Consider the following 14,245-nt stretch of genomic DNA (forward strand, 5'->3'; position numbering starts at 1 on the left):
TTACAGTCTTGTCAGGGTGGCCAGGTGTTTATCTTTCACTGTACAGGGACAAACGGGGGCGAGGCCCAGATCCGCATCCAGGCGCTGGATTGGACCCAGCAGGGTGAGGTGCAGTTTGCCTGCAACGACGATGGCCTGGCCTGCTTGCTGCTACAGGGCTGCCGTAGTGACATCGGGGGCTATTTCAACCTGCTGGCAGGCTGCAAACCCGTCTATGTGGAGCAGTGGCTGCACTATCTGGAAGAGGCGGGAAAACTCAAACAGGTGAGCTGCCAGGTATTGCAGGCAGGGGAACCGGAGTATGCCCGGCGGGCACTGCCGGAGGACGGCGAGCTGCAGGGGTTACTGGAGCTGGTCTATCAGGTGGGGGGCTTCAACCGCCTGCAGATCGCCCGTTACCTCAAGCTGCGCCAGAAACCCTCAGCCCTGGCGACCCGTTACAGCAAGCCGGAGCTGGAACGCTACCGGCTGCTCAATGAGGTCATCTGCCGCTTGATGCGCCTAAAACGTCCAGATGGGGCGCCGTCACCGGATCGGTGAGAGGGGCCGGTTTGGCCACCAGGTAACCCTGGATGGCATCCACGTACATGTTTTCCAGCAGCTGCTTCTCGCTGAGTTTCTCCACCCCTTCGGCGACCACCACGCAACCCATGCGGTGGGATAGCTCCACTATCATGCGGATGAACTGCTGATTGGTGCTCTCCTGCTCCAGGTTCTGCAACAGGCTGGGATCCAGTTTGACAAAGTCGGGCTTGAGCTCCCGGTAGAGGCGGAATGAGGCCAGCCCCTTGCCGAACTTGGAGATGCTGGAGCGGCTGCCGGCCCGACGCAACAACTCGAACAACCGGCGGCTGGCCGCTAGGTTGCGATCCAGCAGATCCTCTTCCACCTCGAACACGAAGGAGGCGGCCAGGGTGACATCCCGCAACAGCAGCCGCTCCAGCCACACCAGGAAGGCGTTGCTGGTCAGGGCACTGCTGCTGAGGTTGATGCCCCAGCGCTGGCCTGGCGAGGCGTAGCTGGGGTACTTCTGCACGATAGTCTCTATGATGAGCTGCTCCACCTTCACCAGCAGATCATGGCGTTGGGCCATGGCCAGCAGGGTTTCTGTGGGGAGGCTCTGTTGCTCGCTGCCCACGAAGCGGGCGAAAATCTCATGGTAGTTGTGGTTGGCGATGCTCAGGGATTGAATGGGCTGGCGCATCAGCACCAGGGACTTTTGCTCAATCACCTCATTGATCACCCGTTTCCAATGGCTCTCGCCCTGCAGAAACTCCACCTCACTGCCTTCCTGGTAATAGCTGCCGTTGGACTCGCCGGTCTGAGCGCGGGCCAGGGCCAGATCGGCCCGGGCTATGACCTCTTCCGGGGATTGGCCAGGGTGGAACAGGGTGATGCCGGTATAGGCCACGCTCTCCAGTTCAAATTCCAGCTGCTTGCCGTCGAAGGCCTGCTTGAGCTCCCGCCCCAACAGGCTGGGCAGCTGGTTGCTGTTTTTGCGGATCAGCATGGCGAAATCACTGCCGCTTAGCCGGTAAGCCTGGCTGTCTGCCAGGGGCCGCAGGCTGCGGGACAGCTGATTGGCCACCTCCTGCAGGTATTTGTCCCCCACCGCATGGCCGCGCAACTCGTTGACGCTCTGCAAGGAGGAGGCGCGCACCATCACCAGATAGTGGGGCTGGCCTTGATCCTCCGCCTGCAGTATCTCGGTGAGATCCCGACGGAAGCGCTCCCGATTATACAGGCCGGTGAGGGGGTCGCTGCTGGCCTGGCGGGCCAGGTGCTCGGCGTCCTGCTTGAGGGTATCCAGCTGCTGTTGCCATTGTTGTTGCCATTGGGCCAGGCCTTCGGTCACACAGGGAAAGGGGCCCTCGACGAGGTTATGCTGGTTCAGCAATTGATCCATCTGGTGTTGCAACTGGCGACGCAAGTGGCGCATTAATCCCCGGTGGCTGGCTAACAGCAACAGGCTGCCCAACAGCCAGACGATGGCAATCACCCCCATTGTTTGCAGCAGGGTTTGACGCTGGCTGGCGAAATTGAGCTGGTAATTAAACAGCACCTCCTGGGTGCTCATATGCTGGGGCTGTGCGGCTTCGGCATAGAGCTGCTTGAACCAGGCAGGGGCCGGGGTGCCCTGACCACCCGCCAGCCAGGTGTTTTTCTGCCGATCCCGCACTTCCAGCCAAGCCAACTCCCAACGCGTTAACAGAGCCTCGGACGCGGCGGGTTTGTCTCCCTGCTGGCCCGTGAGTTGGCGGGCCAGCTCATCACTCACCTGTTGGGCGTGGCGGTTCAATGCCTGCCCTGTGTGGTGGATGGCCAGCAGGGCGAGTAACAGGCCGACGGCCAGCCAACTGGCGAGGCCCAGATAGAGGCCATGTCGGTATGTTTTTTTCATGCGAAGATCCTGTGGTGGAGACGAGGGGAGTGAGCGAGTCATTAAGGCTACAAAAATAATGGATAAGCCGCTGTTTGACCATTTATTGTTCGCAAATTTTGTTAGTGTCATACGAATACTTTGTTAACAGTCACGCACTGAAATCGCTTTCGTGACGAGGGCGACAGTGCGCTGCGGCATAAGCAGGGATGATAGAGGCAGACCGGCCGACGCCGCCGGCCTGTGATTCTTAAAAAGAGATAAGGAAATTGGATTTTGGCAAACATTGACACGAAAGGGCTGGGTATGGCGCGAGAAGCCATACAGCAGACCATGGCCCTGGTGCTGGCCGGAGGTCGGGGTAGCCGCCTGATGCAGCTGACCGACACACGCGCCAAGCCGGCCGTCCACTTTGGCGGCAAGTTTCGCATCATAGATTTCGCGCTCTCCAACTGCATCAACTCGGGGATCTATCGCGTTGGGGTGGTGACTCAGTACAAGTCCCATAGCCTGTTGCGCCATATTCAGGCGGGCTGGTCCTTCCTGCGTTACGAGATGAACGAGTTTATCGATCTGCTGCCGGCCCAGCAGCGGGTGGATGAGGTGAACTGGTATCGCGGCACCGCCGATGCCGTCTATCAGAACATGGACATAGTGCGGGACTATGGCCCCAAGTACGTGTTGGTGCTGGCGGGGGATCATGTCTACAAGATGGATTACGCCAACCTGCTGCTGGATCATGTGCGGCGAGGCAACCCGGTGACCGTGGCCTGCATTGAGGTCCCCAAGGAGCAAGCCAGCGCCCTGGGGGTCATGCAGGTGGATGAGGAGGGACGAATCACCGACTTTGTGGAGAAGCCTGTCGATCCCCCCACGCTGCCGGGGCGGCCGGATACCTGCCTGGCCTCCATGGGCATCTATGTGTTCGATGCGCGCTTCTTATACGCGATGCTGGAGGCGGATCAGCAGGATCCCCATTCCTGCCGGGACTTTGGCCGGGACATCATTCCTGCCGTGGTGCAGGCCGGTCAGGCCTATGCCCATGCGTTCAGCCAGTCCTGTGTGCGCAATCGGGGCAGTGGGGACGCCTGCTACTGGCGGGATGTGGGGACGGTGGACTCCTTCTGGGCGGCCAACATGGATCTGGCCTCGGTGATCCCCGAGCTGGACCTGTACGATGAGCACTGGCCCATCTGGACCAATCAAAAGCAGCTGCCGCCGGCCAAGTTCGTGCAGGACTACACGGGGCAATCCGGCAGCACCAAAAACTCGGTGTTCTCCGGTGGCTGCATCGTCAGCGGCTCCCATATTCAGGACTCGGTGCTGTTTACCGGGGTGCGGGTGCACTCGGGCTGCCATCTGGAACAGGCGGTGGTGTTTCCGGATGTGGTGATCAATCGGGGCTGTCGCTTGAAGCGGGTGATCATCGACAAGCGCTGCGAGATCCCCGCCGGCCTGGTGGTGGGGGAGGATCCCCAGGCGGATGCCCGCTTCTTCCATCGCAGCGAGCAGGGGGTAGTGCTGATCACCCGCAGCATGCTGCAGGCCCGGGCCCGAATCTTGGCCCAGGAGGCCGAGGTGCAGACCGATCCGGCCTGAGGCCGGCGCAGCAACGACAAAGGGCCGCAAGATGCGGCCCTTTGTGCGATAAGTGGCTCCTCCGACTGGACTCGAACCAGTGACATACGGATTAACAGTCCGCCGTTCTACCGACTGAACTACGGAGGAAGCGTGCCTGCAGACCCCTGCAAGACGGTGCGCATGTTACTCATAGCGCCTCTGGCTGTCAACCTGGGGGTGGTTGGTCGGCCTGTTGTGGCCCTCTGGGGGGAGCACGTCTGGCTAACGGGCTTTTTATCATGCTGATCTCGGCGCCAGACCGGTTTTTTTGCCACAAAAGAGGCTGCCCCACCGACTAGCAGCTCGCCGTTGTGGTGCAGCTTGCTGGAAAATTCGCCGGCACCATAACCCCTCGCCAGCCTGTGAAAATCCCGTGTAACTGGCGGTCATTATCTGGGGCTTGGTTATGCACAAGGGCTGCAAGCCCTGTGGCAACAGGCTTGCGCTCACTTATCCACTATTTCTGTGGATAACGGTGTGGGTTGTTTATAGAAAACAGCCGCAAAGCCGCATGGCATAAGGCTTTGCGCTTGAATTGAGCAAAAGAGTTGCAAATAAAAAGTATTGATAAAACAGTATGTTACTCTTGATGCGGCCAAATGCTGCTGAGCTGTTAAATTTCACTGGACAACGGAAACAGAGAGGCCGCCATTGTGCATTGTTTTGGCGCAATAGCAGGAAATGCGTGGATAACTGGTATGGGAAAGGTAGGAAAAAAGCCCAAGTAGTGGCTCCCCCGACTGGACTTGAACCAGTGACATACGGATTAACAGTCCGCCGTTCTACCGACTGAACTACGGGGGAATCGCAGGCAGGGGGCAGATGATAGCCGCGGGCAGCCACCAGGGTCAAGAGAGCAACTGGCTAAAAAGTCGGGCTTTTTGCCTGTGGCACACAAAACCTCATCGGGGCGCAGGAATCTTGGGGATGATCCCGGCGGTTGGCGGGGCTAAAATGCCGGACTGTCCTTGTCGGACCGCAGTCAGGAGAAGCCATGAGCAAGCCATTTGAGCTGGTGAGTCAGTTTGCCCCGGGGGGCGATCAGCCCCAGGCCATCGCCCGGTTGAGCGAGGGGCTGGAAGACGGCCTGGCCCATCAGACCCTGCTGGGGGTCACGGGCTCGGGCAAGACCTTCACCATGGCCAATGTCATCGCCAAGCTCAACCGGCCCACCATGATACTGGCCCACAACAAGACGTTGGCAGCTCAGCTCTACGGCGAGATGCGGGAGTTCTTCCCCAATAACGCGGTGGAGTACTTCGTCTCCTACTACGACTACTACCAGCCCGAAGCCTATGTGCCCAGCACCGACACCTTCATCGAGAAGGACTCGGCCATCAACGAGCACATAGAGCAGATGCGCCTCTCCGCCACCAAGGCATTGATGGAGCGGCGGGATGTGGTGATCGTCGCCTCCGTGTCCGCCATCTATGGCCTGGGGGATCCGCAAGCCTATCTGAGCATGATGCTGCACCTGCGCCAGGGGGACATCATCAACCAGCGGGAGATCTTGCGCCGGTTGGCGGAGCTGCAGTACAGCCGTAACGATGCCGCCTTCGCCCGGGCTACCTTCCGGGTGCGGGGGGAGGTGATCGACATCTACCCCGCCGAGTCGGACAAGCTGGCCCTGCGGGTGGAGCTGTTCGATGAGGAGGTGGAGCGATTGTCGCTGTTCGACCCCCTGACCGGGGCGGTGGAGAAGCAGGTGCCGCGCTTCACCATCTTCCCCAAGAGTCACTACGTCACCCCGCGGGAGACGTTGCTGAACGCCATCGAGCAGATCAAGGTGGAGCTGGTGGACCGCCGGGCCCAGCTGCTGGCCGCCAACAAGCTGGTGGAAGAGCAGCGGCTGACCCAGCGCACCCAGTTCGACATTGAGATGATCCAGGAGCTGGGTTATTGCTCGGGCATCGAGAACTATTCCCGCTACCTCTCCGGCCGGGCCCCCGGGGAGCCGCCGCCCACCCTGTTCGACTACCTGCCGGCGGACGGCCTGCTGATCATCGACGAATCCCACGTGACCGTGCCGCAACTGGGGGCCATGTATAAAGGCGACCGCTCCCGCAAGGAGACGCTGGTGGAGTATGGCTTTCGCCTGCCCTCGGCGCTGGACAACCGGCCCCTCAAGTTCGATGAGTTCGAGTCCCTGCAGCCCCAGACCATCTATGTCTCGGCCACCCCGGCCAACTACGAGCTGGAGAAGTCCGCCGGCGAGGTGGTGGAGCAGGTGGTGCGGCCCACCGGCCTGCTGGATCCCCTCATTGAGGTGCGGCCGGTGGCCAGCCAGGTGGACGATGTGCTTTCCGAGATCCGCGCCCGGGCCAAGCAGGACGAGCGGGTGCTCATCACCACCCTCACCAAGCGGATGGCCGAGGATCTCACCGAATACCTGGAGGAGCACGGGGTGCGGGTGCGCTACCTGCACTCGGACGTGGACACGGTGGAGCGGGTGGAGATCATCCGCGATCTGCGGCTGGGCAAGTTCGATGTGCTGGTGGGGATCAACCTGCTGCGGGAGGGGCTGGACATGCCCGAGGTGTCCCTGGTGGCCATCCTGGATGCGGACAAGGAGGGCTTCCTGCGCTCCACCCGCTCCCTGATCCAGACCATAGGCCGGGCGGCCCGTAACCTCAATGGCAAGGCCATACTGTATGCCGATCGCATCACCGACTCCATGCGGGCGGCCATGGGTGAGACGGAGCGGCGGCGGGCCAAGCAGGAGGCGTTCAACGCCGCCAACGGCATAGTGCCGCAAGCGCTCAAGAAGCGGATCGTCGATGTGATGCAGGTCGCCGGCAGCGCCCCGACCCAGGAATCGCTGCGGCGCCAGGTGGCCGAGTCTGCCGCCTTCTATCAGCCCGAGAGTCCCGAGTCCCTGGCCAAGCAGATCAAGCAGCTGGAGGGCCAGATGTACGAGCACGCCCGCAACCTGGAGTTCGAGCAAGCCGCCGCCCTGCGGGATCGCATTCAGCTGTTGCATGAGCAGCTGATCCAGGAGGGCTAGGGCCGGGCCGGCAGGTTGGCGTCATCCTTGCAAAAGCGGGTCAGCATCAATCAATGGAGGATGACCCATGTTGCTGGATACCTATGAAAAGAACGGCCTGCTGCTGAATATGAACTTCAAAGAGCCCGCCGCCGCTGGGCTGACCGGCTACCGGGGGGAACTGGTGCTCAAACAGGGCGAAGTGGCTGACGACGCCGGTCGGCGCCTGCCGCCGGAGGCGGTGTTGAAGGCGGTGGTCATGCTGACCGGTGCCGACAAGCTGGCCCTGGTGGCCGGTCTGCTGGACGATGCGGCCAACCTGCCGCTGTTCTTTGCCCTCTACGGCCAGGATGTCGCGGCTGATACCAAGTTGATCTTTTTTGTCGCAAATCTGCCCAAGCCGGCCCAGGTCAACCTGGGCGAGTTCGGCTGCGAGCTGATCCCGCTGCCCGAGGGCATGGTGTGGAACGAGCTCGTTGACATGCTCTACCTGGAGAAGGGTGACTTCAAGGGCCAGACCAGTGGCGAGAAGATCCATACCCTGTATCAGGCCTTCGCCGGCTATCAGGCCAAGTCCCCGCTGATGAGCTGGGAAGAGGTACTGGCCGGTCGCATCGAACACAAGCGCGAGACCCGCGGCGCCCTGTAAGGCCGAAGCCCTCCCCAGGCGGCCTGCGGGCCGCCTTCTTGTTTGCTGCGCCCCGACTGGCGGCCTTCCTGTTTACCCTCGGGTCTGGCCGCCGGCGCCCGTCTTGGGCGTGCCGGCAGAGTGTGATACATTTCAGCCACTGCTAATCAGGGAACCGGCCCATCCGGTTGTTCCCCCTGCCAATCGATTCAACGACACACGGGAAATACCTATGTCTGTAAGCCTGTTTGGCCGCCTGCGGCTGTCTCTGCATGTCCTGTTCAATGCCCAGGCCGCCCAGCGTCTGCTGGCGTCCCAGGCCGTTGCCACCGTTGCGGAAGCTGTCCCGGTTGAGCCGGCGCCTGTGGCCCCGGCCGCCCCTCAGATCGATCGCGCCCTGCAGCTGCTGGCGCTGCTGCAACAGGAGGGGCGCCTGCTGGACTTCATCCAGGAGGATCTGACCGGCTTCGACGATGCCCAGATCGGCGCCGCCGCCCGGGTGGTGCACCAGGGGCTGGGTAAGGTGATCCGCGAGCACGTGACCCTGGCGCCGGTGGCCCAGGTGAGCGAAGGGCAGGCCATCAGCCTGCCGGCGGGCTTTGACAGCCAGCGTTACCGCCTGGTGGGCAACGTCAGCGGTCAGGGACCCTTCAACGGCACCCTGCTGCACAAGGGCTGGCAGGCCAGCGCCATCCAGCTGCCCCAGACCCTGCCCGGCTATGACGCCAGCGTGCTGGCCCCGGCGGAGGTGGAAGTATGAGTCAGGCCAAATACGCGGTCGGCATCGATCTGGGCACCACCCACTGCGTGGTGGCGGCGCTGGAGCTGGGGGAGCCGGGGGCCAGCCCCGAGCTGTTCCCCATCATACAGCTGGTGGCGCCGGGGCAACTGGAGGCCCGGGATGCCCTGCCGTCCTTCTTGTACCTGCCCAATGACAACGAGCTGGCCCCCGAGCTGCGCCGGCTGCCCTGGGGCGACAGTGCTGCCGTCTGTGGCCAGCTGGCCCGGGAGCGCGGCGCCAAGAGCCCCAACCGGCTGGTGAGCAGCGCCAAGAGCTGGCTGTGCCACGGCCAGCTGGACCGCCGCGCCGGCCTGCTGCCTTTGCAGGCCGCGGAGGATGTCATCCCCATCTCCCCTTATGACGCCAGCCTGCACTATCTCAACCACCTGGTGGCGGCCTGGCAGGAGTTCTACCCCGAGGCGCCCCTGGCCGAGCAGCAGATCACCCTGACGGTGCCGGCCTCGTTCGATCCGTCCGCCCGCGAGTTGACCGCCGAGGCGGCCCGGGCGGCGGGCCTGGGCCATGCCACCTTGCTGGAGGAGCCGCAGGCGGCCCTGTATCACTGGCTGGCGGTGCACGCCGAGCAGTGGCGTGAGCAGGTGCAGGTGGGGGATTGCATCCTGGTGGTGGACGTGGGGGGCGGCACCACAGACCTGTCCCTCATCAGCGTCCGCCAGCAGGACGGTGCCCTGGCCCTGGAGCGAATCGCCGTGGGCGAGCACCTGCTGCTGGGGGGCGACAACATGGACCTGGCCCTGGCCAACGTCATCCGCATGAAGCTGGCCCAGCAGGGCACCCAGCTGCAGCCCTGGCAGATCCTGGCCCTGGCCCATGGCTGTCGCCAGGCCAAGGAGCAGCTGTTTGCCGAGGCCAGCCTGGAGCGCGCCCCCATAGTGGTGCCCAGCCGCAGCTCCAGCCTGATCGGTGGCAGCCTGCGTACCGAGCTGACCCGGGCCGAGATCGAGGCCGTGCTGCTCGAAGGCTTCTTCCCGGCGGTGGCGGTGACGGATCCGGTGCAGCAGCGCCCCCGGGCGGCCCTCACCACCCTCAGCCTGCCCTATGCCCAGGATGCGGCCATCACCCGCCATCTGGCGGCTTTCCTCACCCGCCAGCGGGAGGCGCTGCCCGGCCAGGGCGGCCAGTTTGTCCATCCTACCGCCGTGCTGTTCAACGGCGGCGTGATGAAAGCCGCCCCCTTGGTGGAGCGGCTCGAGTCGGTATTGAACGGCTGGCTGGCCGCCGAGGGGGCACCGCCGGTGCGCCGCCTCACCGGCACGGATCCGGATCAGGCGGTGGCCCGGGGGGCGGCCTATTACGGCGGCGTTCGCGCCGGCCAGGGGATCCGCATCCGTGGCGGCACCGCCTGCAGCTACTACGTGGGCATCGAGAGCGCCCTGCCCACGGTGCCGGGGCTGCCACCCATGATGCAGGCCCTGTGTATCGCGCCCTTTGGCATGGAGGAGGGCAGTGCCTGTGCTCCCAGCGAGGCGGTGTTCGCCCTGGTGGTGGGGGAGCCGGTGCGCTTTCACTTCTACAGCTCCACGGTGCGCCGCGAAGATGTGCCCGGCAGCCTGCTGGAGTTCTGGGCTGAGGGGGCGCTGGACGAGCTGCCCCTCATCGAGGCGCTGCTAAGTGCCGAGGGTCGACAGCCCGGCGAGCTGGTGCAGGTGCGGCTGCAGGCCGCCATCGATGAGCTGGGCACCTTGCTGCTGGAGGCGGTGAGTCTGGATGGCAGCCAGCGCTGGAAGGTGCAGTTCGACACCCGCGGTCAGGCCTGTTAAGCATGGGGGCCCCGGCCTTCCTGGTGGCCATCGATCTGGGCACCAGCAATATCGTCCTGGCCTACACCCCTTTGGGGGGGGCTGAACCCCAGGTGCAGATCCTGCCCATCCCTCAGTCCACCGGGCCGGGGCAGTGGCAGGCCCTGCCCAGCCTGCCGGCCCTGCGGTTTCACCCCGGCGCGGATCTGGATCCCGCCCTCATCAGCCTGCCCTGGCCAGTCGGCCCCCTGGCGGCCAAGCAGCCCCCGGCGGTGCTGGGGGCCTGGGCCCGCCAGCTGGGCCAGCAGCAGCCAGAACGCCTGGTGCACAGCGCCAAGAGCTACCTGGCACTGGAGCAAGCCGAGGCCCTGCACCTGCCTCCGGCTCTGCCGGCGGAGCAGGGCATCTCCCCCCTGCTGGCCAGCGCCGGGTATCTGGAGCATCTGGCCCAGGCCTGGCACTGGCAGCATCCCGACCATCCCCTGGCGCAGCAGCAAATCGTGCTGACCTTGCCGGCCTCCTTCGATGAGCAGGCTCGTCAGCTGACCCTGACGGCGGCGCATCTGGCCGGGCTCACGCACGTCACCCTGCTGGAAGAACCCCTGGCCGCCTGTCATGCCTGGTTGCAGCAGCCCGACGCTCAGGCGCAGCTTAAGCAGTGCCAGCGGCTGCTGGTCTGTGATGTGGGGGGCGGCACCAGCGACTTCAGCCTGCTGCAGGTAGCGGAGGACGGCAGCCTGCGCCGCCTGCGGGTGGGGGAGCACCTGATGCTGGGGGGGGACAACATGGACTTGGCGCTGGCGTTGCAGGCAGCCAGTAAGTTAGGCGCGGCGCAGCGACTCACGCCGCGCCAGTGGCCGGCCCTGGCCCAGGCCTGTCGGCCGGTGAAAGAAGCCCTGCTGGGGCCGGCGGCCCCGGAGGCCCTGCCGGTGACCCTGCTGGGCCGTGGCAGCGCCCTCATCGGCCAGAGCCAGAGCTCCCGGCTCAGTGCAAAAGAGGTGGCGCAGCTGCTGCTGGAGGGCTTCTTCCCCCTGGTGCCCCTGACCGCCCGGCCCCAGGGGGCCCGCTCGGCCCTGCGCCAGACTGGCCTGCCGTACCCTGCGGATGTGGCCATCAGCCGCCATCTGGCGGCCTTTTTGGATGCCGGGGGCGAGGAGCCCCTGCCGGACGCCCTGCTGCTCAACGGCGGACCCTTTGCCAGCCCCGCCCTGGCCCAGCGCCTGGCTCAGCAGCTGAGCCAATGGCGCGGCGCGCCGGTGCGTCTGCTGCAACAAACGGATCTGGACTCGGCGGTGGCCCGGGGCGCGGCCCTGTTTGGCTGGCATCGGCAACAGGGTGAGCGCCTCATCCAGGCCGACGTGGCCCGGCACTACTTTGTGCAGCTGGCAGGGCCCCAGGGGCTCAGCTGGTTGTGCCTGCTGCCCAGAGGCACTCCGGTGGGGGCCGAGTGTCCGTTGGCGCTGCCCTTGCAGCTGCAATGCGGCGCGCCGGTGCAGTTTGTCCTGGCCAGCTCTACCGAGACGAAAAATTATGCCCCCGGCGAGCCGGCCCAGGCGCCGGCTAGGCTGCATCCGCTGCCTCGGCTCAGCACCCGGCTCGCGGGTCAGGGCCAGGTGCCGGTGGCGCTCAGTGCCCACCTCGACGAGATAGGGCTGCTGGCGCTGCACTGCGCCGCCACGGACGGCTCGGCGCGACGCTGGCCCCTGCAGTTCAACCTGCGCGGCCATGAACAGGCGCAGCCAGCGACTGCCGCGCTGCCGGCTACTGTCCTGGCGCCCATCCAGGGCTTGTATGGTGCCCGCCAGGCCACGGCTGGGCTGATCCCGCGGCATCTGCGCCATCAGTTGGAGCAGCGGCTGGGGCCCCGCGCCCAGTGGACCAGTGAGCAGGCCCGCTCCTTGGCGGACGCCCTGCTGATTGGCTTGCCGCGGCGGCGGCGCAGCGCCGAGCACGAGCAGATCTGGTTTAGCCTGCTGGGCTACTGCCTGCGGCCCGGCCTGGGTATGCCCGGCGATCCAGACCGGGTGGCCCAGCTGTGGCCCCTGTTTGCCCAAGGGCTGCAGCACGGCCATCAGGCCGGCGCCTGGGATACCTGGTGGATCTTCTGGCGGCGGCTGGCGGCGGGGCTCGACGAGGCGGCGCAGCTGGCGGTGCTGGACGAGGTGGGGGCGGCCCTGATGCCGACGCCGCCGGCCAAGGTGCGTGGCGACGAGCCGCTGCGGCTGATCGGCGCCCTGGAGCGCATTCCCGTAGGCCTTAAGACCCAGGTGGCGGAACTGGTGCTGGCCCGCCTGTGCCGGCAACCGGCGGCGGCCGACGCCTGGGCCCTGGCCCGCCTCGCGGCGCGGCAGCTGGCCTATGCCGAGGCTGACTATCGTCTGCCGGCCGCGACCATACGCCCCTGGCTAGCGGCACTGCTGGCGCTGGACTGGGGGGCTGTGCCAGAGCTGGCCTTTGCCGCCGTGGCCATGAGCTGCCAGGGGGCCGATGGGCTGGAGGAGCCCCTGCGTCAGGCGGTGCTGGCCCGGCTGGACAGTCGGCAGCGGGAACGCTGGCAGGGCTGGCTCAATGGTGAGACGGCGGCAGATGCGGATCTGCTCAGCCAGCTGTGGGGGGACAGCCTGCCGCTGGGACTAAGCCTGGCCTGAGCGTTGTGAGTCAGCAGACCAGGCTCGATGTGAGGAACGGGGACAGCAAGGTAGCGGTAAATGCCTTAGTCTTGGTTCCGCTTGGGTGGGGTAAACAGCTCGTCACCCAGCTGATCGATCAGCCGCTTGGCCTTGTCCACCATCAGCTCCTCGGCCTGTTGAGCGCTGGGCAGCAGATCGGCACGGATAAAGGTATGACTCAGGGTCTCGTCGCCCTGCTGCCGGGTGATGCGACCGGCCAGACGGAACTGGCTGCCTTCGGCCTTGGGCTCGGGGTAGATGAGATAGCCCTGGTAGGCCACGGGTTCCACGGTGGGTGCCGCCTGGGCGGTGGCCGAGGCACCAAACAGGCTGCCAAACAGTTTCTTCAACATGACACTGACTCCTTATGCGAGGCCGTCAGTGTCGCCTGATCCCGGCTGCCGCCGCAAGCCTGCCGGCGGGGGCACTGGATGATCCGCTGATTGTGGCTGCCGCGCCAGCGCAGGGCCGGGTCTGCCAGGGCCTGTTCGAAGCGGCCATCCACCAGCACATCCAGCTGCTCCACCAGTTGCCACTGGGCGTCGCTGAGTTCCTCCAGCCGGTAACCGGTCCAGCACCAGATGTCCTTGCCCGGACACTCGGCCCGCACCCGGGCCACCAGGGTCGCGACCTCCGCCAGGTTGGCCGGGTGCAGGGGATCGCCGCCGGACAGCGACAGGCCGCGACGCTTGATCCGGGGGTTGTTGAGATCGGCGATGATGCGATCGGCCAGGGCTGGGTCGAAGGGATGACCGGAGTCCAGCCGCCAGGTGCTCTGGTTGTAGCAGCCCCGGCACTGGTGCTCGCAGCCGGAGACAAACAGAGTGGCCCGAGTGCCGGGACCATTGACCACGTCGATGGGGTAGTACTGGTGATAGTGCATCGGACGGTCCTTTACATTAGATGTTGTTGTTTTATCGATAAATTTGATGTGCGTCCTTGGCTTGACGGTCGGGTCTGTATACCATTTGGCTCCAAGCCCGGATGAAGCCGGGCTTTCAATTACTCCCTCACTAATAAAGGAATCATGGAATGAACTGGTATATCTCCGTCCTGAAGAACTACGTCACCTTCAATGGCCGTGCGCGTCGCACCGAGTACTGGATGTTCACCCTGTTCAACATCATCTTCTCCATCGTCGCCGGTGTGTTGGACGCCGTGCTGGGCCTGGGCTTCATCAACCTGATCTACACCCTGGCGGTCCTGCTGCCGGCCATCGCCGTGGGCGTGCGTCGCCTGCATGACACGGATCGCAGCGGCTGGTGGATGCTCATCGGCCTGATCCCGCTGATCGGTGCCATAGTGCTGCTGGTGTTCTTCTGCCTGGAAGGGGAGAAGCAGGAGAACCGCTTCGGCGCCGACCCCAAGGCGGCCTAAGGTCTCTGAACACCGACAGAGGGCGCCTAAAGGCGCCCTTTTTGTGT

The 14,245-nt window shown here is 64.7% G+C and carries 11 protein-coding genes and 2 tRNA genes; 8 read left to right on the forward strand and 5 right to left on the reverse strand.

Annotated features, from left to right (window positions below):
- Positions 1-24: 24 nt before the first annotated feature.
- Positions 25-540, forward strand: a complete 516-nt coding sequence (locus ABD847_RS04840; RefSeq protein ID WP_345010614.1) for a hypothetical protein — start codon at positions 25-27, stop codon at positions 538-540.
- On the opposite strand, the gene ABD847_RS04845 is transcribed toward ABD847_RS04840, so the two are convergent.
- Positions 482-2,401 carry an EAL domain-containing protein gene (locus ABD847_RS04845; RefSeq protein WP_345010617.1) on the reverse strand — a complete coding sequence of 640 codons (1,920 nt, stop codon included), beginning with the start codon at positions 2,399-2,401 and terminating at the stop codon, positions 482-484. The genes ABD847_RS04840 and ABD847_RS04845 overlap by 59 nt on opposite strands.
- A 285-nt stretch (positions 2,402-2,686) precedes the next feature.
- On the opposite strand from ABD847_RS04845, the gene glgC reads away from it, so the two are divergent.
- Positions 2,687-3,979, forward strand: a complete 1,293-nt coding sequence (glgC, locus tag ABD847_RS04850) for a glucose-1-phosphate adenylyltransferase (RefSeq protein ID WP_345010619.1) — start codon at positions 2,687-2,689, stop codon at positions 3,977-3,979.
- Between the two features lie 53 nt (positions 3,980-4,032).
- Here glgC and ABD847_RS04855 read toward each other — a convergent pair.
- Positions 4,033-4,108 (reverse strand) — tRNA-Asn (locus tag ABD847_RS04855).
- A gap of 620 nt (positions 4,109-4,728) precedes the next feature.
- A tRNA-Asn gene (locus ABD847_RS04860) sits at positions 4,729-4,804 on the reverse strand.
- A gap of 190 nt (positions 4,805-4,994) precedes the next feature.
- On the opposite strand from ABD847_RS04860, the gene uvrB reads away from it, so the two are divergent.
- From uvrB to ABD847_RS04885, 5 genes are all read left to right on the forward strand, one after another.
- Positions 4,995-7,004 carry an excinuclease ABC subunit UvrB gene (gene uvrB / locus ABD847_RS04865; protein WP_345010621.1) on the forward strand — a complete coding sequence of 670 codons (2,010 nt, stop codon included), beginning with the start codon at positions 4,995-4,997 and terminating at the stop codon, positions 7,002-7,004.
- Positions 7,005-7,071: 67 nt separating this feature from the next.
- Positions 7,072-7,632 (forward strand): hypothetical protein, encoded by a 561-nt coding sequence (locus ABD847_RS04870; RefSeq protein WP_345010624.1) that lies wholly within the window; start codon positions 7,072-7,074, stop codon positions 7,630-7,632.
- 211 nt (positions 7,633-7,843) lie between these two features.
- On the forward strand, positions 7,844-8,371 hold the full coding sequence (locus ABD847_RS04875; protein ID WP_345010626.1) for a DUF2760 domain-containing protein: 528 nt from the start codon (positions 7,844-7,846) through the stop codon (positions 8,369-8,371).
- On the forward strand, positions 8,368-10,173 hold the full coding sequence (locus ABD847_RS04880; RefSeq protein ID WP_345010628.1) for an Hsp70 family protein: 1,806 nt from the start codon (positions 8,368-8,370) through the stop codon (positions 10,171-10,173). Before ABD847_RS04875 ends, ABD847_RS04880 begins: the two co-directional genes overlap by 4 nt.
- A 2-nt stretch (positions 10,174-10,175) precedes the next feature.
- Positions 10,176-12,800, forward strand: coding sequence for a hsp70 family protein (locus ABD847_RS04885; protein ID WP_345010630.1), 2,625 nt, complete (start codon positions 10,176-10,178; stop codon positions 12,798-12,800).
- Between the two features lie 65 nt (positions 12,801-12,865).
- On the opposite strand, the gene ABD847_RS04890 is transcribed toward ABD847_RS04885, so the two are convergent.
- Together ABD847_RS04890 and nrdG are read right to left on the reverse strand one after the other, a co-directional pair.
- Complete coding sequence (locus tag ABD847_RS04890; protein WP_345010633.1) at positions 12,866-13,174, reverse strand: HlyU family transcriptional regulator; 309 nt, start codon at positions 13,172-13,174, stop codon at positions 12,866-12,868.
- A complete protein-coding gene (nrdG, locus tag ABD847_RS04895) occupies positions 13,168-13,704 on the reverse strand; it encodes an anaerobic ribonucleoside-triphosphate reductase-activating protein (RefSeq protein ID WP_345010635.1) in 537 nt (178 codons plus the stop codon). Before nrdG ends, ABD847_RS04890 begins: the two co-directional genes overlap by 7 nt.
- A gap of 149 nt (positions 13,705-13,853) precedes the next feature.
- Between nrdG and ABD847_RS04900 the strand changes: the two genes are divergently transcribed.
- Positions 13,854-14,198 (forward strand): DUF805 domain-containing protein, encoded by a 345-nt coding sequence (locus ABD847_RS04900; RefSeq protein ID WP_345010636.1) that lies wholly within the window; start codon positions 13,854-13,856, stop codon positions 14,196-14,198.
- The last annotated feature ends 47 nt before the right edge of the window (positions 14,199-14,245 follow it).

The sequence above is a fragment of the Pseudaeromonas paramecii genome, assembly GCF_039540575.1.
In the GTDB taxonomy this organism is placed as follows: domain Bacteria; phylum Pseudomonadota; class Gammaproteobacteria; order Enterobacterales; family Aeromonadaceae; genus Pseudaeromonas; species Pseudaeromonas paramecii.

Bases quoted from the DNA above. Each gene is read 5' to 3' on its own strand.
- ABD847_RS04845 (WP_345010617.1), bottom strand. From the start codon at position 2,401: ATGAAAAAAACATACCGACATGGCCTCTATCTGGGCCTCGCCAGTTGG.
- glgC (WP_345010619.1), top strand. From the start codon at position 2,687: ATGGCGCGAGAAGCCATACAGCAGACCATGGCCCTGGTGCTGGCCGGA.
- uvrB (WP_345010621.1), top strand. From the start codon at position 4,995: ATGAGCAAGCCATTTGAGCTGGTGAGTCAGTTTGCCCCGGGGGGCGAT.
- ABD847_RS04870 (WP_345010624.1), top strand. From the start codon at position 7,072: ATGTTGCTGGATACCTATGAAAAGAACGGCCTGCTGCTGAATATGAAC.
- ABD847_RS04875 (WP_345010626.1), top strand. From the start codon at position 7,844: ATGTCTGTAAGCCTGTTTGGCCGCCTGCGGCTGTCTCTGCATGTCCTG.
- ABD847_RS04880 (WP_345010628.1), top strand. From the start codon at position 8,368: ATGAGTCAGGCCAAATACGCGGTCGGCATCGATCTGGGCACCACCCAC.
- ABD847_RS04885 (WP_345010630.1), top strand. From the start codon at position 10,176: ATGGGGGCCCCGGCCTTCCTGGTGGCCATCGATCTGGGCACCAGCAAT.
- ABD847_RS04890 (WP_345010633.1), bottom strand. From the start codon at position 13,174: ATGTTGAAGAAACTGTTTGGCAGCCTGTTTGGTGCCTCGGCCACCGCC.
- nrdG (WP_345010635.1), bottom strand. From the start codon at position 13,704: ATGCACTATCACCAGTACTACCCCATCGACGTGGTCAATGGTCCCGGC.
- ABD847_RS04900 (WP_345010636.1), top strand. From the start codon at position 13,854: ATGAACTGGTATATCTCCGTCCTGAAGAACTACGTCACCTTCAATGGC.